This is a genomic window from Salmonella sp. 741265073_HBA (genome assembly GCF_046569105.1).
In the GTDB taxonomy this organism is placed as follows: domain Bacteria; phylum Pseudomonadota; class Gammaproteobacteria; order Enterobacterales; family Enterobacteriaceae; genus Salmonella; species Salmonella enterica.
The window spans coordinates 390,764-411,662 of sequence record NZ_JBKFRY010000002.1 but is presented as its reverse complement, the minus strand read 5'-3'; the positions used below and the strand labels follow the sequence as shown (position 1 = coordinate 411,662).

Sequence of the window (20,899 nt, the reverse complement as noted above, 5' to 3'; positions counted from 1 at the left end):
GGTCAGAATGTATGCTTTAACCCAGGGCCGGATCTTTACCGGTCACGAAATTCTTGATGACCATGCGCTTGTTGTCGCTAATGGCCTGATTGACCGCGTTTGTCCGATGGCCGAACTGCCGCCGGGAATAGAACAACGCTCATTGAATGGGGCCATTCTCTCCCCCGGTTTTATTGATGTGCAGCTAAACGGCTGCGGCGGCGTGCAGTTTAACGATACCGCAGAAGCCGTCAGCGTTGAAACGCTGGAAATTATGCAGAAAGCCAATGAAAAATCGGGCTGTACTAACTTTCTGCCAACGCTTATCACTACCAGCGATGAATTGATGAAACAGGGCATTCGCGTCATGCGCGAATACCTGGAAAAACATCCGCACCAGGCGCTGGGTCTCCACCTGGAAGGCCCCTGGCTTAATCTGGTAAAAAAAGGCACCCATAATCCTGATTTCGTGCGTAAACCAGACGCTGCGCTGGTCGATTTCTTGTGCGATAATGCCGACGTCATCACCAAAGTTACACTCGCGCCGGAAATGGTGCCTGCCGACGTAATCGCTAAACTGGCGAATGCGGGCATTGTGGTTTCCGCAGGCCACTCCAACGCGACGTTAAAAGAGGCAAAAGCGGGCTTCCGCGCCGGGATTACCTTTGCGACTCATCTGTTTAACGCGATGCCGTACATTACAGGGCGTGAGCCGGGCCTTGCTGGCGCTGTTCTGGACGAAGCGGATATTTATTGCGGCGTTATCGCCGATGGTCTGCATGTCGACTACGCCAACATTCGCAATGCCAAACGCCTTAAAGGCGACAAACTTTGTCTGGTGACAGACGCCACCGCACCGGCGGGGGCCAATATTGAGCAGTTCATTTTCGCAGGTAAAACAATATACTACCGCAATGGACTGTGTGTGGATGAAAACGGTACGTTGAGCGGTTCGTCCTTAACCATGATTGAAGGCGTACGCAACCTGGTCGCGCATTGCGGCATCGCGCTGGATGAAGTGCTGCGCATGGCAACGCTCTATCCGGCTCGCGCTATCGGCGTTGATAAGCATCTCGGTAGCATTGCGCCGGGTAAAGTCGCCAACCTGACCGCGTTCACCCACGATTTTAAAATTATCAAGACCATCGTTAATGGTGACGAGGTCGTTGACTTGAGTAAGTGAGAATATGACACCAGGCGGACAAGCTCAGATAGGTAACGTTGATCTCGTAAAACAGCTTAACAGCGCGGCCGTTTACCGCCTGATTGACCAGCATGGTCCTATCTCGCGCATACAAATTGCCGAGCAAAGCCAGCTTGCTCCCGCCAGCGTAACGAAAATTACGCGTCAACTCATTGAACGCGGGCTGATCAAAGAAGTCGATCAGCAGGCCTCTACCGGAGGCCGCCGCGCTATCTCTATCGTCACGGAAACCCGTAACTTCCATGCCATTGGCGTTCGCCTGGGCCGTCATGACACCACTTTAACGCTCTACGATCTGAGCAGTAAAGTGGTCGCTGAGGAGCATTATCCGCTACCGGAGCGCACCCAGGAGACGCTGGAACATGCGCTGCTCAACACCATCGCCGTCTTTATTGATAGCTGTCAGCGTAAAATTCGTGAATTGATCGCTATCTCGGTGATCCTGCCAGGGCTTGTCGATCCGGAAAGCGGCGTGATTCGTTACATGCCGCACATTCAGGTTGAAAACTGGGGACTGGTCGAAGCGCTGGAAAAACGGTTTCACGTTACCTGTTTCGTGGGACACGATATCCGTAGCCTGGCGCTGGCGGAACACTACTTCGGCGCCAGTCAGGATTGCGAGGACTCGATTCTGGTGCGCGTTCATCGTGGTACAGGCGCCGGGATTATCTCCAACGGACGCATCTTCATTGGCCGTAACGGCAACGTCGGCGAAATTGGGCATATTCAGGTGGAGCCGTTGGGCGAGCGCTGCCACTGCGGTAATTTCGGCTGTCTGGAAACCATTGCCGCCAATGTGGCGATTGAACAACGGGTGCTGAATTTACTTAAACAAGGGTATCAAAGCCGTGTTCCGCTTGACGACTGCACGATTAAAACCATCTGTAAGGCGGCAAACCGGGGCGACAGCCTGGCCTCGGAAGTCATTGAGCATGTTGGTCGCCATTTGGGCAAAACGATCGCCATTGCTATCAACCTGTTTAATCCGCAAAAAATCGTCATTGCCGGCGAGATCATTGAAGCCGATAAAGTCCTGTTGCCCGCTATCGAAAGCTGTATCAATACGCAGGCGTTAAAGGCATTTCGCAAAAATTTGCCGGTGGTACGCTCCACGCTGGATCACCGTTCTGCCATCGGCGCTTTTGCCTTAGTTAAACGCGCCATGCTCAACGGAACATTGCTGCAACGTTTGCTGGAAAGTTGATGCGCTCTTATAGTATCGGATTATTCACAAATTCCCTGGGTAGTTCATGACCATCAAGAATGTAATCTGCGATATCGACGGCGTGCTGATGCACGACAACGTAGCCGTACCCGGTGCGGCGGAATTTCTGACGGGGATTCTGGAAAAAGGTCTGCCGCTGGTGCTGCTGACCAATTACCCGTCGCAAACCGGCCAGGATCTGGCGAACCGTTTTGCTACCGCTGGCGTTAACGTGCCGGACAGCGTGTTTTATACTTCAGCAATGGCGACAGCCGATTTTCTGCGCCGTCAGGAAGGTAAGAAAGCGTATGTCGTGGGCGAAGGCGCGCTTATTCACGAGCTCTATAAAGCGGGTTTTACCATTACCGATGTGAACCCTGATTTTGTCATCGTTGGAGAGACCCGCTCCTACAACTGGGACATGATGCATAAAGCGGCATTTTTCGTCGCCAATGGCGCGCGCTTTATCGCCACCAACCCGGATACTCACGGTCGCGGTTTTTACCCGGCCTGCGGCGCGCTGTGCGCAGGCATTGAAAAAATCTCCGGCCGGAAGCCGTTTTATGTCGGCAAACCCAGCCCGTGGATCATCCGCGCGGCGTTAAACAAAATGCAGGCGCACTCGGAAGAGACCGTTATTGTCGGCGATAACCTGCGCACCGACATTCTGGCGGGGTTCCAGGCCGGTCTGGAGACCATTCTGGTACTTTCTGGCGTATCAACGATCAATGATATTGACAGTATGCCATTCCGCCCAAGCTGGATTTACCCTTCCGTCGCCGAGATCGACGTTATCTAAACCTGTCCCCTGCCCGATGACGCGCCGCTTTCAGGCCTACGGTTCGAACAACATTGTAGGTCTGATAAGCGAAACGCCATCAGGAAAAACATAATTCAATTAATCCACGATAAAACTGAAGATCCATCAATAAATCCGCGCAATATGTAATCATTTTTCACTAATCAACAATGACGATTGCATTTTTCATTTTTCAGACCGTAATCCCCTTGCGCCTTCCACGCCTTTGCGGCATTTTTTAGTCAAGCAAACACAAAAAGTACGACGCAACAGATTAACGGAGAAGGCTATGTGTTCTATTTTCGGCATATTCGATATCAAAACAGATGCAGCGGAACTGCGTAAAAAAGCCCTTGAACTGTCACGCCTGATGCGCCATCGCGGCCCGGACTGGTCCGGCATCTACGCTTGCGATAACGCGATTCTCGCACATGAACGTTTGTCGATTGTTGATGTTAACGCCGGCGCCCAGCCCCTGTATAACGCCAGAAAAACCCACGTGCTGGCGGTGAACGGTGAAATTTATAACCATCAGACATTACGCGCGGAGTATGGCGATCGTTACGCGTTCCAGACAGGCTCCGACTGCGAAGTTATCCTCGCGCTATATCAGGAAAAAGGGCCGGATTTCCTTGACGATTTACAGGGGATGTTCGCCTTCGCCCTGTATGACAGCGAAAAAGACGCTTATCTGATTGGTCGTGACCATATCGGTATTATTCCACTCTACATGGGCTATGACGAATTCGGCAACTTCTACGTAGCGTCAGAAATGAAAGCGCTGACCCCGGTCTGCCGCACCATTAAAGAGTTCCCGGCGGGCAGCTACCTGTGGAGCAAAGACGGCGAAATTCGTCAGTACTATCAGCGCGACTGGTTTGAGTTCGATGCGGTAAAAGACAACGTCACCGACAAAAATGAGCTGCGCCAGGCGCTGGAAGAATCCGTGAAAAGCCACCTGATGTCCGACGTCCCTTACGGCGTGCTGCTCTCCGGCGGTCTGGACTCGTCGATTATCTCGGCTATCACCAAAAAATTCGCCGCCCGTCGCGTCGAAGATCAGGAGCGCTCCGAAGCCTGGTGGCCACAGTTGCACTCTTTTGCGGTCGGTCTGCAAGGTTCACCTGACCTGAAGGCGGCCCAGGAAGTGGCTAACCACCTCGGCACCGTGCATCATGAAATTCACTTCACCGTGCAGGAAGGCCTTGATGCCATTCGTGATGTTATCTATCACATTGAAACCTATGACGTGACCACTATCCGCGCCTCAACGCCGATGTATCTGATGTCGCGTAAGATCAAAGCGATGGGCATCAAAATGGTGCTCTCCGGCGAAGGTTCCGATGAGGTGTTTGGCGGCTACCTGTACTTCCATAAAGCGCCGAACGCCAAAGAGTTACATGAAGAGACGGTCCGTAAGCTACAGGCGCTGCATATGTATGACTGCGCCCGCGCCAACAAAGCGATGTCAGCCTGGGGCGTGGAAGCGCGCGTACCGTTCCTGGATAAAAAATTCCTCGACGTGGCGATGCGTATCAACCCACAGGATAAAATGTGCGGTAACGGCAAGATGGAAAAACACGTGCTGCGCGAGTGCTTCGAGTCTTATCTGCCAGCAAGCGTCGCGTGGCGTCAGAAAGAGCAGTTCTCTGACGGCGTAGGCTACAGCTGGATTGATACACTGAAAGAGGTGGCGGCGAAACAGATTTCCGATCAACAACTGGAAACCGCCCGCTTCCGCTTTCCATACAACACGCCGTCGTCTAAAGAGGCGTACTTGTACCGGGAAATTTTTGAAGAGCTGTTCCCGGTGCCAAGCGCGGCGGAATGCGTACCCGGCGGCCCGTCCGTCGCCTGTTCTTCCGCCAAAGCCATTGAGTGGGATGAAGCATTCAAAACGATGGATGACCCGTCAGGCCGCGCGGTCGGCGTGCATCAGTCGGCGTACCAGTAAATTAACGATGACGAAAGAGCCCTTAGGGGCTCTTTTTTTATAGCAAACCACTTTCGGAAAAACGATTAATAACCAATAATTGCCGAATATTGCGCCACGCTGTTCGCAACCTAACCAAACAGACACTTTCCGACGTTTTTCGATGAAAAAGAGGTTGACGCTTCAAGGCTCAATACGCATAATGCGCCCCGCAACGCCGATAAGGTAACGCGAAAAAAGATGGCTACGTAGCTCAGTTGGTTAGAGCACATCACTCATAATGATGGGGTCACAGGTTCGAATCCCGTCGTAGCCACCATCTTTTTTGCGGGAGTGGCGAAATTGGTAGACGCACCAGATTTAGGTTCTGGCGCCGCAAGGTGTGCGAGTTCAAGTCTCGCCTCCCGCACCATTCACCGATAAGCGTTGTACGGATGGGGTATCGCCAAGCGGTAAGGCACCGGTTTTTGATACCGGCATTCCCTGGTTCGAATCCAGGTACCCCAGCCATCGAAGAAATCATCTGGCTACGTAGCTCAGTTGGTTAGAGCACATCACTCATAATGATGGGGTCACAGGTTCGAATCCCGTCGTAGCCACCATATTCAGAACGCGTCGAGGTATTCGACCGGTTCGAAAATAATTTGTTGGGGTATCGCCAAGCGGTAAGGCACCGGATTCTGATTCCGGCATTCCGAGGTTCGAATCCTCGTACCCCAGCCACCTTTAAAAAGCTCGCTTCGGCGAGCTTTTTGCTTTTCTGCGTTTATCAATTCCGAAAGAGGTTTCCCCCTCAATGCCCTGCTATCAGTAAAACGCTATGCTAAAGCCTTACAGGGATCGTTCGGTAACCTCACAATGAATTACCAGTTTTGTTGGTATCTCTTCTTGCGGCCATTAACATTTTTTATGGTCGTCTTGCTCTGCGCTTTCACCTTCATTGATATCACGGCCAGCGCCGCCTGGTTGATTATTTTGGGTCTGGTTTACCCCGTGGCAGTGTCAATGAGGCTACATATACTGCACCAGAAAAAGGCGGTCATGCTACGCCAGAATAGTGCGGAATGGATAGTGTATCTGCCAGGGATCCCTGTGCAAGAAAAACAAAGCGCGCTGATTAATGTCGCGTTTTCCTCGAAAACGGCGCTGCGTGGATTCTATATTCGCGCCCTGTCCAGCAAAGTCATTCTTCACATCATCACTTTTTATATTCTGTGGTTTGATGTCCAACATGCAACACTGACGTGGTATCGGATTCTCGCCGCATTAATCACTCTGGCGATTCTTGTAAAATCAATGAGTTCCACATTACTGATGCTACATAAAGTAGTACGTTGCCAATACAACGTATGCATAATTGAAATGGCATCACCTTGGTATGAAATTGATTTTAAAGGGAGATTAGGTTTATGTGCTTTATTTGCAGTAAAGTAAGATGTCAATACGCTTACCCGACCTGCAATTGAGCGTTTTTACAAACCGGGTAAGGCATTCAGCGGGTTACAACCCCAACGCATACTTCAGCGCCTGACGTTTTAGCACGCCTGCGCGCTGCGCCGCCATCAACCCCATATTGCGTAAAATACGCAGCGGCGGCAATTCATTGCTGAACCCGGCATAAAACAGATCCATTCCACTTTGCATCATAAAATTATCTGCCATGCGCCGCGTCTGATAGCGTTTCAACACCGAATGGCTGGCCCAGGACTCGCCATAGCTACGGGCACTCGCCAGCACATCAATCAACGCATCAACATCCCGATACCCCAGGTTGACGCCCTGCCCGGCCAGCGGATGAATGGTATGCGCCGCGTCGCCTACCAGCGCCAGCCCCGGTTGTACATACTGCAACGCGTGACGACGGGTTAGCGGAAACGCGCCCGCCGCGACAGGCATCACCGCCCCCAGACGCGCCGGAAAGTGCTGGTTAATTTCCACCTGCAATTGCGTCATCGATAAACTCTGTAGCTGGCGAATACGCGCCGGAGCGTCATACCACACCAGCGACGCCCAATCGTCGAACAGCGGCAAAAAGGCACGCGGCCCCGTTGGCGTAAACTGCTGCCAGGTGCTGTCGCCTGGCGCATTTTCACACTTGACGGTGATAAGCATACACGACTGTGCATATTGCCAGGCATGAATGCCAATTCCCGCCATTTGCCGAACCTGCGAATTCGCGCCGTCGGCGCCAATCACTAACTTCGGCGTTACCCATTCGCCGTCGGCCAGTTCCAGCGCATAACCATCGCGGCGGCAGTGCAATGCCGCCAGTGAAGCCGGAACGCGCAGCGTCACGCCGGGGTGCGCTTCCAGCGCCTGCCACAGCGCCTGTTGCAGGACGTTGTTCTCTACCATATAGCCTAACAGCGGCAGCTTGAGTTCAGCGGCGTCGAACACCACATGGGCGTTTTCCCACTCCCAGGTCTCCAGTCGCCGATAAGGATGGCTACGCATCCCCTGCACCGCCTCCCAAACGCCCAGTCCCTTGAGCAGCGCCACGGATGCCGCGCTAATGGCCGAAATCCGCACGTCAGGCTGGCTGTCAGCCACAAACGGCGCAGGCGCGGCATGTTCTATTACCATCACCGTAAATCCTTGCTGCGCCAGACCCAGCGCCAGCGCGCCGCCGACCATTCCCCCGCCGACAATGGCAATTTCCGTTGGTTGATTTGTCATGGTCATTCATCCTGTTACGTTTTAGACAAGTTTACAGGATTTTTTACCCATTAGGGCTGACGTCAGTCATACTGGTCACAACCGCGCCAAAGCATTACACTATGCGCCCTGCTTTTCAGCCACTATTTCGCAAGAGCAAGTCGATGACTAAAAAACTCCATATTAAAACCTGGGGCTGTCAGATGAACGAGTACGATTCATCGAAGATGGCCGATCTGCTGGACGCCACCCACGGCTATCAACTGACCGACGTGGCGGAAGAGGCGGATGTGCTGCTGTTGAATACCTGCTCAATCCGCGAGAAGGCTCAGGAAAAAGTCTTCCATCAATTAGGTCGCTGGAGACTGTTAAAAGAGAAAAATCCCGATCTGATTATCGGCGTCGGCGGCTGCGTGGCTTCCCAGGAAGGCGAGCACATTCGTCAACGCGCCCATTACGTCGACATTATTTTTGGCCCGCAAACCTTACACCGCCTGCCGGAGATGATTAACTCCGTGCGTGGCGACCGCAGCCCGGTGGTCGATATCAGCTTCCCGGAAATCGAGAAGTTCGACCGTTTGCCGGAACCGCGCGCAGAAGGCCCGACCGCTTTCGTTTCTATCATGGAAGGCTGCAATAAATATTGTACTTACTGCGTGGTACCGTATACCCGCGGTGAAGAAGTCAGCCGTCCCTCAGACGATATCCTGTTCGAAATCGCCCAGCTAGCGGCGCAGGGCGTGCGTGAGGTCAACCTGCTGGGCCAGAACGTTAACGCCTGGCGCGGAGAAAACTACGACGGCACCACTGGCACCTTTGCCGATCTGCTGCGTCTGGTTGCCGCCATCGACGGCATTGACCGTATTCGCTTTACCACCAGCCATCCGATTGAGTTCACCGACGATATTATCGAGGTGTACCGCGATACGCCGGAACTGGTCAGTTTCCTGCATCTGCCGGTACAGAGCGGGTCCGATCGCGTGTTGAATCTGATGGGGCGCACCCACACTGCGCTGGAATATAAAGCAATCATCCGTAAACTGCGCGCGGCGCGGCCGGACATTCAGATAAGCTCTGACTTTATCGTCGGTTTCCCTGGCGAAACTACCGATGATTTCGAAAAAACCATGAAGCTTATCGCTGACGTCAACTTTGATATGAGCTACAGCTTTATCTTCTCTGCGCGTCCGGGAACGCCGGCTGCCGATATGGTTGATGACGTACCGGAAGAAGAGAAAAAGCAGCGTCTGTATATTCTGCAAGAGCGTATCAATCAGCAGGCGATGGCATGGAGCCGCCGTATGCTCGGCACGACACAGCGCATTCTGGTGGAAGGCACGTCACGTAAAAACATTATGGAACTGTCTGGCCGTACCGAAAACAATCGGGTGGTGAACTTTGAAGGCTCGCCGGAGATGATTGGTAAGTTTGTCGATGTGGAAATTACTGACGTCTATCCGAACTCCCTGCGCGGAAAAGTGGTGCGTACCGAAGATGAAATGGGGCTGCGCGTCGCCGAAACGCCGGAGTCCGTCATTGCCCGTACCCGTAAAGAAAATGAGCTGGGCGTAGGATTCTACCAGCCTTAATCCTGCTGGAAAGGCAATAATGCCCGATGGTGCTACACCTGTCGGGCTTCCTGGTCATGGCCTGTCGCCCGACGGGCCTTGCAATTTTCTCTCTTCATCCCCATCTTCATTGCAATGCTTGCGCCTTTTCCCTATGGCGTGAATAATTTCCTTAGATGCCGGTAAATGTTCAGCGTCCGGCGATACAGACACAAGAGGAACAGTTTGAATATAGACACTCGCGAAATTACCCTTGAGCCTGCAGACAACGCCCGTCTGTTGAGCCTTTGCGGGCCGTTTGATGACAATATTAAACAGCTCGAACGTCGTCTCGGTATTGAAATCAACCGCCGTGACAATCACTTTAAACTGACCGGTCGTCCGATTTGCGTGACCGCGGCGACAGATATTTTGCGAAGTCTGTATGTCGATACCGCACCGATGCGCGGCCAGACTCAGGATATCGAACCGGAACAAATTCATCTGGCGATCAAAGAAGCGCGGGTGCTGGAACAGAGCGCGGAAAGCGTGCCTGACTATGGCAAAGCGATTAATATCAAAACCAAGCGCGGCGTGATTAAACCGCGTACCCCGAACCAGGCGCAGTACATCGCCAATATTCTCGATCATGATATTACCTTTGGCGTCGGCCCAGCGGGTACCGGTAAAACTTATCTTGCGGTCGCCGCTGCGGTAGACGCCCTGGAGCGCCAGGAGATTCGCCGTATTCTACTGACCCGTCCGGCGGTGGAAGCGGGCGAAAAACTCGGCTTTCTGCCAGGCGATTTAAGTCAGAAAGTGGACCCGTACCTGCGTCCGCTGTATGACGCGCTGTTCGAAATGCTCGGCTTTGAAAAAGTCGAGAAGCTGATTGAACGCAATGTGATTGAAGTCGCGCCGCTGGCCTATATGCGCGGACGCACATTAAACGACGCCTTTATCATTCTGGATGAAAGCCAGAACACCACTATCGAACAGATGAAGATGTTCCTGACGCGTATCGGCTTTAACTCGAAAGCGGTGATCACCGGCGACGTGACGCAGATTGACCTGCCACGCAACACCAAATCCGGCTTGCGTCATGCTATTGAAGTGCTGGCGGAAGTCGATGAAATCAGCTTTAACTTCTTCCACAGCGAAGACGTGGTGCGCCATCCGGTCGTTGCCCGCATTGTTAACGCCTATGAAGCCTGGGAAGAGGCCGAACAAAAACGCAAAGCGGCGTTGGCGGCGGAGCGTAAGCGTGAAGCCCAGGAGCAGGAACAGAAATGAGCCAGGTGATCCTCGATTTACAGTTGGCCTGTGAAAACCACGCGGGCCTGCCGGATGAAGCTCAGTTTCAACGCTGGCTGGACGGCGTTATTCCGCAGTTTCAGGAAGAGGCGGAAGTCACAATCCGTCTGGTGGATGAGGCCGAAAGCCACGACCTTAATTTGACGTACCGCGGGAAAGATAAACCCACTAATGTTCTCTCCTTCCCGTTTGAAGCGCCTCCCGGCATTGAAATGCCGCTACTGGGCGATCTGATTATTTGCCGTCAGGTCGTGGAGCAGGAAGCGCAGGAACAGAGCAAGCCGCTGGAGGCGCACTGGGCGCACATGGTCGTGCACGGTAGCCTGCATTTGCTGGGTTACGATCATATCGACGATGACGAAGCGGAAGAGATGGAGTCTCTCGAAACGGAGATTATGCTTGCTATGGGCTATGAGGATCCGTACATTGCCGAGAAGATTGCAGAATAGTAGCTTGCCGGATGGCGACGCTTGCGCCTTATCCGGCCTACATTCATGCCTTTTGTAGGCCTGATAAGCGTAGCGCCATCAGGCAAAACATGCCGTCACAGCTGAGTATACGCATGACGAGCTTTGTATTAACTAACATGAGAACCCATACGACGCCATGAGCGACGACAATTCACACAGTAGTGACACAGTAAACAGTAAAAAGGGATTTTTTTCCCTGCTACTCAGCCAGCTTTTCCACGGTGAACCTAAAAACCGTGATGAGTTGCTGGCGCTGATCCGTGATTCCGGGCAGAACGAGCTTATCGATGAAGATACGCGCGATATGCTCGAAGGCGTAATGGACATCGCCGACCAGCGCGTTCGCGATATTATGATCCCGCGCTCCCAGATGATTACCCTGAAACGCAACCAGACGCTGGACGAATGTCTCGATGTTATCATCGAGTCCGCCCACTCGCGTTTTCCGGTGATCAGCGAAGATAAAGATCACATTGAAGGGATTCTGATGGCCAAAGATTTGCTGCCGTTTATGCGCAGCGATGCCGAAGCCTTCAGCATGGACAAAGTGTTACGCCCCGCGGTTGTCGTACCGGAAAGCAAACGGGTTGACCGTATGCTCAAGGAGTTCCGCTCCCAGCGCTACCATATGGCCATCGTTATCGATGAGTTTGGCGGCGTTTCCGGCCTTGTGACTATCGAAGACATCCTCGAACTGATTGTCGGTGAAATTGAAGATGAGTATGACGAAGAAGACGATATCGACTTCCGTCAGCTTAGCCGCCATACCTGGACGATTCGCGCGCTGGCGTCGATTGAAGACTTCAATGACGCTTTCGGCACCCACTTCAGCGATGAAGAAGTCGATACCATCGGCGGACTGGTGATGCAGGCGTTCGGCCATTTACCGGCCCGCGGCGAAACCATCGACATTGATGGTTACCAGTTCAAAGTGGCGATGGCCGATAGTCGTCGTATTATTCAGGTGCATGTCAGGATCCCGGATGACTCGCCCCAGCCAAAACTGGACGAATAACAGCAATAGTGGACTAAAAATGGCATTTGCCTCGTTAATTGAACGCCAGCGTATTCGCCTGCTGCTGGCGTTATTATTCGGCGCCTGCGGAACACTGGCTTTCTCTCCGTATGACGTCTGGCCCGCAGCGATAGTGTCGCTTATCGGGCTGCAGGCCTTAACGTTTAATCGCCGCCCGCTCCAGTCTGCCGCCATCGGCTATTGCTGGGGACTCGGACTTTTCGGTAGCGGGATTAACTGGGTTTATGTCAGTATCGCGCAGTTTGGCGGCATGCCGGGCCCGGTTAACGTTTTTCTGGTGGTGCTGCTTGCAGCTTATCTCTCGCTGTATACCGGACTGTTTGCCGGGATTTTGTCGCGCCTGTGGCCAAAAACCAACTGGCTGCGCGTCGCTATCGCCGCGCCTGCAATATGGCAAATCACCGAATTTTTACGCGGCTGGGTGCTGACCGGCTTCCCCTGGCTGCAATTTGGCTATAGTCAGGTCGACGGCCCGCTAAAAGGCCTGGCGCCGGTAATGGGCGTCGAAGCGATCAACTTCCTGCTGATGATGGTCAGCGGCCTGTTAGCGCTGGCACTGGCGACGCGGAACTGGCGTCCGCTGGCTGTCGCCGTGATTCTGTTTGCTTTGCCATTTCCGCTACGTTATATCCAGTGGTTTACGCTGGAACCGGCCAAAGCGACCCAGGTATCGCTGGTGCAGGGCGATATTCCGCAGTCGCTGAAGTGGGACGAAAACCAGCTACTGAATACGCTAAAAATTTATCTCAACGAAACCCGCCCAGAGTTAGGCAAATCACAGATTATTATCTGGCCTGAGTCGGCGATTCCGGATCTCGAAATCAATCAGCAGCCCTTCCTTCGTTCGCTGGACGAAATGTTACGCGAAAAAAATAGCACGCTGATCACCGGTATTGTCGATGCGCGTCTCAATAAACAGAATCGATACGACACCTACAATACGATTATTACGTTGGGCAAAGATAATCCATACAGTTATGATTCGCCCAATCGCTACAATAAAAATCACCTTGTACCCTTTGGCGAGTTCGTTCCGCTGGAGTCTATCCTGCGTCCGCTGGCGCCGTTCTTCGATCTGCCCATGTCCTCCTTTAGCCGCGGCCCTTATATCCAGCCGCAGTTACATGCGCACGACTATAAGCTGACGGCGGCAATATGTTATGAAATTATTCTTGGCGAACAGGTGCGAGATAACTTCCGCCCGGACACCGACTATCTGCTGACGATTTCTAACGACGCCTGGTTTGGTAAGTCCATTGGCCCGTGGCAACATTTCCAGATGGCGCGGATGCGTTCGCTGGAGCTGGCGCGTCCGTTACTGCGCAGTACTAATAACGGTATTACGGCGGTGATTGGCCCGCAGGGCGAAGTTCAGGCGATGATCCCGCAGTTCACACGCCAGGTACTGACCACCCACGTTACGCCAACCACGGGGTTAACTCCCTATGCCCGTACCGGCAACTGGCCGCTATGGGTACTGACCGCGCTGTTTGCTTTTGGCGCAGTAGTGATGAGTCTGCGACAACGACGGAAATAATCTCTCCCCAGGCCGGATAGCGCTTCATTTATCCGGCCTGAAAATTCTCCTTTATCCCCCATTCTGGCACGTCTATTGCTTTGTTAAACATGGCAAACCTGTTCTGGCTGCTTGTGCAACCTGGTCGCACCAAAATCGATCATCGGTAGCACCTGAACGGTGCAATGTAGGATTTTTGCCTCTCAACGGTGCGGCGCACTTCGCAAAAATAAACAATATCGCAGCAAAATATTTACAACAAGCCACACTAAATGTTAACAAACACACATAACACTGCACGCGCAAGTTGCAGGCAATAACAACATCACAATAGCTATCAATGCGTCGACGGCGCAGATGATAAAGGAGTTGGATATGCAATTACGTAAGCTAACCACAGCAATGCTGGTCATGGGACTGTCTGCGGGCCTTGCGCACGCAGAAGATGGCGCGCCTGCCGCTGGTAGCACCCTGGACAAGATCGCTAAAAATGGCGTGATCGTCGTCGGGCATCGCGAATCTTCTGTGCCCTTTTCTTATTACGACAACCAGCAGAAAGTGGTCGGCTATTCCCAGGACTACTCCAACGCCATTGTGGAAGCGGTAAAAAAGAAACTTAACAAGCCGGATCTGCAGGTGAAGCTGATCCCGATCACCTCGCAAAACCGTATTCCGCTGTTGCAAAACGGAACCTTCGATTTTGAATGTGGTTCAACGACTAACAACCTTGAGCGCCAGAAACAGGCCGCCTTCTCCGATACGATTTTCGTCGTCGGGACGCGACTGCTGACTAAAAAAGGCGGCGATATTAAAGATTTCCCGGATCTGAAAGGCAAAGCGGTCGTCGTCACCTCCGGGACGACCTCTGAAATTCTGCTGCATAAGCTTAACGAAGAGCAAAAGATGGGGATGCGTATTATTAGCGCGAAAGACCACGGTGACTCGTTCCGCACCCTGGAAAGCGGCCGCGCCGTCGCTTTTATGATGGATGACGCGCTGCTGGCCGGTGAGCGCGCCAAAGCCAAGAAACCGGATAACTGGGAGATTGTCGGTAAACCGCAGTCCCAGGAAGCCTACGGCTGTATGCTGCGTAAAAACGACCCTGAGTTTAAAAAGCTGATGGACGATACCATCGCCCAGGCGCAAACCTCCGGCGAAGCGGAAAAGTGGTTTGATAAGTGGTTTAAAAATCCGATCCCACCGAAAAACCTGAACATGAATTTCGAGTTGTCTGACGAGATGAAAGCCCTGTTCAAAGCACCGAATGATAAAGCGCTTAACTAACTAAAACTAAATGGGACGGGACTCCTGTCCTCTCGATTGTCGCTCAGCACGGACAGACTATAAGCCTGATGGTCGTTCCCCCTCGGGCCTGAAACCGCAAATCGCCGGGCAACAATCTTCGAGGGTAGCGCTGCTACCCTTTTTTTTCGGAGTAGATGTATGTCAATAGACTGGAACTGGGGTATTTTTTTACAGGAAGCCCCCTTCGGCAATACCACCTATCTCGGCTGGCTATGGAGTGGTTTTCAGGTCACCGTAGCCCTTTCGATTACCGCCTGGATTATCGCTTTCCTGGTAGGATCTATTTTCGGCATTTTACGTACCGTTCCCAACCGTTTCCTCTCCGGACTGGGCACGTTGTACGTAGAACTGTTCCGTAACGTGCCGCTGATCGTGCAATTCTTCACCTGGTACCTGGTGGTGCCTGAACTGTTGCCGGAAGATCTTGGCATGTGGTTTAAGGCGGAACTCGATCCCAATATTCAGTTTTTCCTCTCCTCAATGATCTGTCTGGGACTGTTTACCGCCGCCCGCGTTTGCGAACAGGTGCGCGCCGCGATTCAGTCTCTGCCTCGCGGGCAGAAGAACGCGGCGCTGGCGATGGGGCTAACGCTGCCGCAGGCTTATCGCTATGTCCTGCTACCGAATGCCTATCGCGTTATCGTGCCGCCAATGACGTCAGAGATGATGAACCTGGTGAAAAACTCGGCTATTGCCTCAACCATCGGCCTGGTGGATATGGCGGCGCAGGCAGGCAAACTGCTGGATTACTCGGCGCACGCCTGGGAATCCTTCACCGCCATTACGCTGGCCTATGTGCTGATTAACGCCGTTATCATGCTGGTCATGAGCCTGGTTGAACGCAAAGTCCGCCTGCCGGGCAACGTGGGGAGCAAATAATGTACGAATTTGACTGGAGTTCGATTATCCCCTCACTGCCTTACCTGCTGGCCGGGTTGGTCATCACGCTGAAGATCACCGTCACCGCCGTTGTCGTGGGAATAGTCTGGGGAACCATTCTGGCCGTCATGCGCCTCTCAAGCTTTGCCCCTATTGCCTGGTTTGCTAAAGCGTATGTTAACGTTTTCCGTTCCATCCCGTTGGTCATGGTCTTGCTGTGGTTTTATCTGATTGTCCCCGGCTTTCTGCAAAACGTGCTGGGACTATCGCCGAAAACCGATATCCGCCTGATCTCCGCGATGGTGGCATTCTCCATGTTTGAAGCGGCCTACTATTCCGAGATTATTCGCGCCGGTATTCAAAGTATTTCCCGCGGGCAGTCCAGCGCCGCGCTGGCACTGGGGATGACCCACTGGCAGTCGATGAAGCTCATTATTCTGCCGCAGGCGTTTCGGGCGATGGTGCCGCTGTTGCTTACACAGGGCATCGTGCTATTTCAGGACACCTCTTTAGTTTATGTACTCAGCCTGGCGGACTTCTTCCGCACCGCGTCGACTATCGGCGAGCGTGACGGTACTCAGGTCGAAATGATTCTGTTCGCCGGCGCCGTTTATTTTGTTATCAGCCTGAGCGCGTCGTTGCTGGTCAGCTATTTGAAGAAAAGGACAGTTTAATGATTACCCTGAAAAATGTTTCAAAATGGTATGGTCACTTTCAGGTGCTGACCGATTGTTCAACAGAAGTGAAAAAAGGTGAGGTGGTGGTAGTCTGCGGGCCATCGGGTTCCGGTAAATCCACGCTAATTAAGACCGTCAACGGTCTGGAACCGGTGCAAAAAGGCGAAATTACCGTTAACGGCATTATTGTGAACGACAAAAAAACCGATCTGGCGAAACTGCGTTCCCGCGTGGGCATGGTATTCCAGCACTTCGAGCTGTTTCCCCACCTGTCGATCATCGAAAACCTGACGCTGGCGCAGGTGAAAGTGCTGAAACGCGATAAAGCCGCCGCCCGCGATAAAGGCCTGAAGCTGCTGGAGCGTGTTGGTCTGTCTGCACATGCCAACAAGTTCCCGGCGCAACTCTCCGGCGGTCAGCAGCAGCGTGTCGCCATCGCCCGTGCGCTATGTATGGACCCCATTGCCATGTTATTCGATGAACCGACTTCCGCGCTCGATCCGGAAATGATCAACGAGGTACTGGACGTGATGGTCGAACTGGCGAACGAAGGGATGACCATGATGGTGGTGACGCACGAAATGGGCTTTGCCCGTAAAGTGGCTAACCGGGTGATCTTTATGGATGAAGGTAAAATCGTCGAAGATTCGCCAAAAGAGGAGTTCTTCGCTAACCCCAGTTCCGATCGCGCAAAAGACTTCCTTGCGAAAATCCTGCACTAATCTTCCCGGCGCGCACGTCAGAGTGCGCGCTATCTCACGCTTTACCGCTTCGCTTCTCGAAACGTATCCAGCCGGGCGTTAACCTTGTCACAAAGTACCGCTTACAAGGAGCCACAATGGCACTGCCCATTATTATTGATTGCGATCCGGGTCATGATGACGCGATCGCCCTCGTTCTCGCCCTCGCCTCCCCTGAACTGGAAGTGAAAGCGATCACCTCTTCCGCCGGCAACCAGACGCCGGAGAAGACCCTGCGCAACGTGCTGCGGATGCTGACACTGCTCAAACGCCCGGATATTCCGGTGGCGGGCGGCGCGGTGAAACCTCTCATGCGCGAATTGATTATCGCCGATAACGTTCACGGCGAAAGCGGCCTCGACGGCCCGGCGCTGCCCGAGCCGTCATTCGCCCCGCAAAGCGGCACTGCCGTTGAGCTGATGGCAAAAACACTGCGCGAGAGCTCACAGCCAGTCACCATCGTCTCCACTGGCCCACAGACCAACGTGGCGCTGCTGCTGAATAGCCATCCGGAACTGCATACGAAAATCGCCCGCATTGTGATCATGGGCGGCGCGATGGCGCTGGGTAACTGGACGCCCGCCGCGGAATTTAATATTTACGTCGACCCGGAAGCGGCAGAAATTGTCTTCCAGTCAGGCATTCCGGTGGTGATGGCCGGGCTGGACGTTACCCATAAGGCGCAGATTCACGCTGCCGATATCGAACGCTTTCGCGCCATTGGCAACCCGATTTCCACCATCGTCGCCGAACTGCTGGACTTCTTTATGGAGTACCACAAAGACGAAAAATGGGGATTTGTCGGCGCGCCGCTGCATGACCCATGCACCATCGCCTGGCTGCTGAAACCCGAGATTTTCACCACCGTTGAGCGTTGGGTTGGCGTGGAAACCCAGGGGAAATACACCCAGGGGATGACGGTGGTGGATTATTATTTCCTGACGGGGAATAAGCCGAATGCGACGGTGATGGTCGATGTAGACCGCCAGGGATTTGTCGATTTACTGGCGGAACGGCTGAAGTTTTACGCGTAATATTTGCCGGATGGCAGCTTCGCCATATCCGGCCTACGTGAACGATTTTTGGTAGGCCGGATAAGACGCACCAGCGCTCTTCCACTCACGGCTCAAACGGTCTTCTCTGAAACTGGTCATGACCGCATTTCGGGCAGCGCGGCAACACATCCGGCGTGTAAACCGCCAGATGATAGTGGCACTTCTCGCACACCAGATTCCCCAATCCCACCACTTCGCCGCTGTGATACACGCCGTGGTGATTCAAATCCTGGAAGACTTCACGCCACTCCAGCTGGGTTTTATCGGTAATATCCGCCAGTTCCTGCCAGAGACTCTCTTTAATCACCCGCAAGAAGACGCTATCTTCCTGGCTCTCTTCGTAGCTCATGGCGAACTCTTCCAGATCGCGTCTGACAGCGCGCGTCAGTTCGTCCACCTCGGTTCGCGTTAACTCCCCTGTTTGCATCACGCGCTGGCGCGCCTGCTCCACCAGCGCATCAATGTCGCGCTCGCCATTGCGTAAACGCTCGCTTAATGAGGCCACCAGTTCACGGTAATATTGAGCAACCTTGTTCATCACTTCACCTCTTGGATCGTTAACTGCCTATAATGATAGACGTTATTTGCGTTACGCTTTGCAAGGCTGCCCACAGAGTCTGTAAATTCTTGTCAGGCCGACTCACGTATCCAGCGCGTCAACGAGGTACGATCGACATTTAACCGTTTCGCCACTAACGATTTATTATCCCTTTCCGCCTCTAATAATTTTCTCAAAATACGCAGGCGAATCGTTTTATAATCGCCAGCCAGCATCTGGCAGTCGTGGCAGGTACTTGGCTCGCGTCGGCTCCCCTCTTCCAGATCGTCCAGCAAGAGGCGGCCCTCATCCAGCGTTGCCGGGGAGTGATCAATAGAGAGCACCAGCCGTTCGATAATATTGCTTAACTGCCTGACGTTTCCGGGCCAGGCGAAGCGCTGAAGCTCTTGCCACAGCGCCGGGGTTAACGTTAGTGCCGGGCGTTTATAATGCTGGCTGAAACTGGTAAGCAGCGACAGGCCGATGGCTTTGATATCCTCCGGACGTTTGCGTAACGGGATGGTGGTCACTTTTAATACGTTAAGCCGATAATAAAGATCTTCGCGAAATGTCCCGTCCGCAATGAGCTTCGTTAACGTCTGATTGGTCGCCGCAATCACACGAATATCAACAGGTATCATCTGGTCTGAGCCCAGCCGCATAATCTGCCGCTCCTGCAATACCCGTAATAAGCGCGTCTGTAGCGGTTTATCCAGTTCGCTAATCTCATCCAGAAAAATGGTACCGTGGTGCGCTAATTCAAACAGGCCTATTTTGCCTTTCGGCGACGCGCCGGTAAATGCGCCGGCGACATAGCCAAAGAGTTCGCTCTCCAGAATCTGAGGGGCCATCGCGCCGCAGTTAATGGCGACGAACGGGCCGTTGACGCGTTGGCTGGCATTATGAATACTTTGCGCCAGCACCTCTTTTCCCGTCCCGCTTTCGCCATTAATTAAGATAGTCGCGTCCGTACCGGCATAATTTTTAATGATCGCCAGACGACGCAGCATTTCCGGGTTTTCGGTAAGCAGATCGTCGAAATGATAGCGGGCGCTCAAGCCGCGGCGAGACAGTTCCTGGCGGCGAACATGATGTTCCACCCCCTGTAAACTGGAGACGGTTTGCATCGTCAACACCACCCGGCTTAACTGTCTGGCCGCAAATACCGGATACAGATTAACCACCATCGCGCCTTGCGGCGTATCGACGACTTTCGCGCTGACGGTTTTTCCCTCACGTAATGTATGCCGTTCCTGGTGCAATACCTGTTTCAGGAAAGACGCGTCATAAATTTCACCGGAGGCGTTAACTTTAAAAAGTTGGCTCGCATATTTATTGTAATGCAGTAACGCGCCGGTATCATCAAGCGTGATAACAGCTTTATCAAACTGATCGAGAATCAGCTGCAGATGATGACGCTCCAGTAATTGGCTGCGAAAAGCCAGATATAATGAGCGGGCCTCTTCCAGAGCTTCGGTTATTGAGGCGGGGCTGGAATCAAGCAAACGGAATTGCGAGCCCAGCGGTGAAAAATAATCCTGACAAACGGTATCGCCAACAATGCAATCTAATGGCGTGGACGCTAATTGTTGCTTCAGGCAAGAAATCGTTTCTTTATCATTTCCCTGTAAGGTAAAAATTTTATAGTTAATATTTAACTGTTCCGCTACGCGCGCGCATCCTTTGATCACACTGGAAAAGCCGACAATACCGACAGTGCCTTTTTGTCCTTTAAAAGGGATAAGCGCATCAAGAATGTCGTAGCCGGACATTTTAATTTCGACTACCGGTAATTTACTGTGCTTTTTTAATATTTCCGCACAGCCGCCACGACTAATCAGTACCTGGTGCCCACGGGACTCTAATAAAGGTAGCTCATCCAGGATACGATTAAGCGTCGTTTGATGAATAGTGACGGCGTAATCCAACTGCGCGACCAGCGCCTCGGCAGCCTTTGCCAGTTGAGGGTAAGGAGAGACAAAACAGAGAGGAGATGCGGCTATATCTTTCGTCTTATTCATCACTCACCATCCTGTTGGTTTATGAAC

18 protein-coding genes and 5 tRNA genes are annotated in these 20,899 nt (G+C 52.9%); 20 read left to right on the top strand and 3 right to left on the bottom strand.

Annotated elements, in window-relative coordinates:
* Window positions 1-7: 7 nt before the first annotated feature.
* The 10 genes from nagA to ACLD3P_RS04480 all read left to right on the top strand — a co-directional run bounded on the left by nagA (window position 8) and on the right by ACLD3P_RS04480 (window position 6,553).
* On the top strand, window positions 8-1,162 hold the full coding sequence (gene nagA, locus ACLD3P_RS04525) for an N-acetylglucosamine-6-phosphate deacetylase (protein ID WP_000271186.1): 1,155 nt from the start codon (window positions 8-10) through the stop codon (window positions 1,160-1,162).
* 4 nt (window positions 1,163-1,166) lie between these two features.
* Complete coding sequence (gene nagC, locus ACLD3P_RS04520; RefSeq protein WP_000187579.1) at window positions 1,167-2,387, top strand: DNA-binding transcriptional regulator NagC; 1,221 nt, start codon at window positions 1,167-1,169, stop codon at window positions 2,385-2,387.
* A gap of 46 nt (window positions 2,388-2,433) precedes the next feature.
* Window positions 2,434-3,186: a ribonucleotide monophosphatase NagD gene (gene nagD / locus ACLD3P_RS04515; protein ID WP_000153143.1), complete on the top strand. Its 753-nt coding sequence runs from the start codon at window positions 2,434-2,436 to the stop codon at window positions 3,184-3,186.
* A gap of 289 nt (window positions 3,187-3,475) precedes the next feature.
* The gene (asnB, locus tag ACLD3P_RS04510; RefSeq protein ID WP_131046214.1) at window positions 3,476-5,140 is read left to right on the top strand and encodes an asparagine synthase B; all 1,665 of its coding nucleotides are present in this window, start codon (window positions 3,476-3,478) and stop codon (window positions 5,138-5,140) included.
* 221 nt (window positions 5,141-5,361) lie between these two features.
* Window positions 5,362-5,438, top strand: a tRNA-Met gene (locus tag ACLD3P_RS04505).
* 8 nt (window positions 5,439-5,446) lie between these two features.
* Window positions 5,447-5,531 (top strand) — tRNA-Leu (locus ACLD3P_RS04500).
* Between the two features lie 23 nt (window positions 5,532-5,554).
* Window positions 5,555-5,629 (top strand) — tRNA-Gln (locus ACLD3P_RS04495).
* A 15-nt stretch (window positions 5,630-5,644) separates the two neighbouring features.
* Window positions 5,645-5,721, top strand: a tRNA-Met gene (locus ACLD3P_RS04490).
* A gap of 46 nt (window positions 5,722-5,767) precedes the next feature.
* Window positions 5,768-5,842: transfer RNA gene (locus ACLD3P_RS04485), tRNA-Gln, on the top strand.
* A gap of 135 nt (window positions 5,843-5,977) precedes the next feature.
* Complete coding sequence (locus tag ACLD3P_RS04480) at window positions 5,978-6,553, top strand: hypothetical protein (RefSeq protein WP_017441670.1); 576 nt, start codon at window positions 5,978-5,980, stop codon at window positions 6,551-6,553.
* 66 nt (window positions 6,554-6,619) lie between these two features.
* On the opposite strand, the gene ubiF is transcribed toward ACLD3P_RS04480, so the two are convergent.
* Window positions 6,620-7,795 carry a 3-demethoxyubiquinol 3-hydroxylase gene (gene ubiF / locus ACLD3P_RS04475; RefSeq protein WP_076935467.1) on the bottom strand — a complete coding sequence of 392 codons (1,176 nt, stop codon included), beginning with the start codon at window positions 7,793-7,795 and terminating at the stop codon, window positions 6,620-6,622.
* 143 nt (window positions 7,796-7,938) lie between these two features.
* Between ubiF and miaB the strand changes: the two genes are divergently transcribed.
* The 10 genes from miaB to rihA all read left to right on the top strand — a co-directional run bounded on the left by miaB (window position 7,939) and on the right by rihA (window position 18,292).
* A complete protein-coding gene (gene miaB, locus ACLD3P_RS04470; RefSeq protein ID WP_080194411.1) occupies window positions 7,939-9,363 on the top strand; it encodes a tRNA (N6-isopentenyl adenosine(37)-C2)-methylthiotransferase MiaB in 1,425 nt (474 codons plus the stop codon).
* Between the two features lie 204 nt (window positions 9,364-9,567).
* Window positions 9,568-10,614, top strand: coding sequence for a PhoH family protein (locus ACLD3P_RS04465; protein ID WP_001018045.1), 1,047 nt, complete (start codon window positions 9,568-9,570; stop codon window positions 10,612-10,614).
* Window positions 10,611-11,084: an rRNA maturation RNase YbeY gene (gene ybeY / locus ACLD3P_RS04460; protein WP_000084477.1), complete on the top strand. Its 474-nt coding sequence runs from the start codon at window positions 10,611-10,613 to the stop codon at window positions 11,082-11,084. The genes ACLD3P_RS04465 and ybeY overlap by 4 nt, the downstream gene beginning before the upstream one ends.
* 157 nt (window positions 11,085-11,241) lie before the next feature.
* Complete coding sequence (corC, locus tag ACLD3P_RS04455; RefSeq protein ID WP_001278612.1) at window positions 11,242-12,120, top strand: CNNM family magnesium/cobalt transport protein CorC; 879 nt, start codon at window positions 11,242-11,244, stop codon at window positions 12,118-12,120.
* Between the two features lie 19 nt (window positions 12,121-12,139).
* Window positions 12,140-13,678: an apolipoprotein N-acyltransferase gene (lnt, locus tag ACLD3P_RS04450; RefSeq protein ID WP_134945205.1), complete on the top strand. Its 1,539-nt coding sequence runs from the start codon at window positions 12,140-12,142 to the stop codon at window positions 13,676-13,678.
* Window positions 13,679-14,032: 354 nt separating this feature from the next.
* Entirely contained in the window at window positions 14,033-14,941 is a 909-nt protein-coding gene (locus ACLD3P_RS04445) for an amino acid ABC transporter substrate-binding protein (protein ID WP_001518176.1), read from the top strand.
* A 159-nt stretch (window positions 14,942-15,100) separates the two neighbouring features.
* Window positions 15,101-15,841, top strand: a complete 741-nt coding sequence (gene gltJ / locus ACLD3P_RS04440) for a glutamate/aspartate ABC transporter permease GltJ (RefSeq protein WP_000020930.1) — start codon at window positions 15,101-15,103, stop codon at window positions 15,839-15,841.
* Window positions 15,841-16,515, top strand: coding sequence for a glutamate/aspartate ABC transporter permease GltK (gene gltK / locus ACLD3P_RS04435; protein WP_000272799.1), 675 nt, complete (start codon window positions 15,841-15,843; stop codon window positions 16,513-16,515). The genes gltJ and gltK overlap by 1 nt, the downstream gene beginning before the upstream one ends.
* Complete coding sequence (gene gltL / locus ACLD3P_RS04430; protein WP_000631369.1) at window positions 16,515-17,240, top strand: glutamate/aspartate ABC transporter ATP-binding protein GltL; 726 nt, start codon at window positions 16,515-16,517, stop codon at window positions 17,238-17,240. The genes gltK and gltL overlap by 1 nt, the downstream gene beginning before the upstream one ends.
* Window positions 17,241-17,356: 116 nt before the next feature.
* A complete protein-coding gene (rihA, locus tag ACLD3P_RS04425) occupies window positions 17,357-18,292 on the top strand; it encodes a pyrimidine-specific ribonucleoside hydrolase RihA (protein ID WP_411006340.1) in 936 nt (311 codons plus the stop codon).
* 85 nt (window positions 18,293-18,377) lie between these two features.
* On the opposite strand, the gene ACLD3P_RS04420 is transcribed toward rihA, so the two are convergent.
* Window positions 18,378-18,851 carry a zinc ribbon-containing protein gene (locus tag ACLD3P_RS04420; protein ID WP_001044886.1) on the bottom strand — a complete coding sequence of 158 codons (474 nt, stop codon included), beginning with the start codon at window positions 18,849-18,851 and terminating at the stop codon, window positions 18,378-18,380.
* 92 nt (window positions 18,852-18,943) lie between these two features.
* On the bottom strand, window positions 18,944-20,872 hold the full coding sequence (locus ACLD3P_RS04415) for a sigma-54 interaction domain-containing protein (RefSeq protein ID WP_316987597.1): 1,929 nt from the start codon (window positions 20,870-20,872) through the stop codon (window positions 18,944-18,946).
* Between the last annotated feature and the right edge of the window lie 27 nt (window positions 20,873-20,899).

Coding starts and splice junctions, on each gene's coding strand:
- nagA (WP_000271186.1), top strand. CDS start 8: ATGTATGCTTTAACCCAGGGCCGGATCTTTACCGGTCACGAAATTCTT.
- nagC (WP_000187579.1), top strand. CDS start 1,167: ATGACACCAGGCGGACAAGCTCAGATAGGTAACGTTGATCTCGTAAAA.
- nagD (WP_000153143.1), top strand. CDS start 2,434: ATGACCATCAAGAATGTAATCTGCGATATCGACGGCGTGCTGATGCAC.
- asnB (WP_131046214.1), top strand. CDS start 3,476: ATGTGTTCTATTTTCGGCATATTCGATATCAAAACAGATGCAGCGGAA.
- ACLD3P_RS04480 (WP_017441670.1), top strand. CDS start 5,978: ATGAATTACCAGTTTTGTTGGTATCTCTTCTTGCGGCCATTAACATTT.
- ubiF (WP_076935467.1), bottom strand. CDS start 7,795: ATGACAAATCAACCAACGGAAATTGCCATTGTCGGCGGGGGAATGGTC.
- miaB (WP_080194411.1), top strand. CDS start 7,939: ATGACTAAAAAACTCCATATTAAAACCTGGGGCTGTCAGATGAACGAG.
- ybeY (WP_000084477.1), top strand. CDS start 10,611: ATGAGCCAGGTGATCCTCGATTTACAGTTGGCCTGTGAAAACCACGCG.
- corC (WP_001278612.1), top strand. CDS start 11,242: ATGAGCGACGACAATTCACACAGTAGTGACACAGTAAACAGTAAAAAG.
- lnt (WP_134945205.1), top strand. CDS start 12,140: ATGGCATTTGCCTCGTTAATTGAACGCCAGCGTATTCGCCTGCTGCTG.
- ACLD3P_RS04445 (WP_001518176.1), top strand. CDS start 14,033: ATGCAATTACGTAAGCTAACCACAGCAATGCTGGTCATGGGACTGTCT.
- gltJ (WP_000020930.1), top strand. CDS start 15,101: ATGTCAATAGACTGGAACTGGGGTATTTTTTTACAGGAAGCCCCCTTC.
- gltK (WP_000272799.1), top strand. CDS start 15,841: ATGTACGAATTTGACTGGAGTTCGATTATCCCCTCACTGCCTTACCTG.
- gltL (WP_000631369.1), top strand. CDS start 16,515: ATGATTACCCTGAAAAATGTTTCAAAATGGTATGGTCACTTTCAGGTG.
- rihA (WP_411006340.1), top strand. CDS start 17,357: ATGGCACTGCCCATTATTATTGATTGCGATCCGGGTCATGATGACGCG.
- ACLD3P_RS04420 (WP_001044886.1), bottom strand. CDS start 18,851: ATGAACAAGGTTGCTCAATATTACCGTGAACTGGTGGCCTCATTAAGC.
- ACLD3P_RS04415 (WP_316987597.1), bottom strand. CDS start 20,872: ATGAATAAGACGAAAGATATAGCCGCATCTCCTCTCTGTTTTGTCTCT.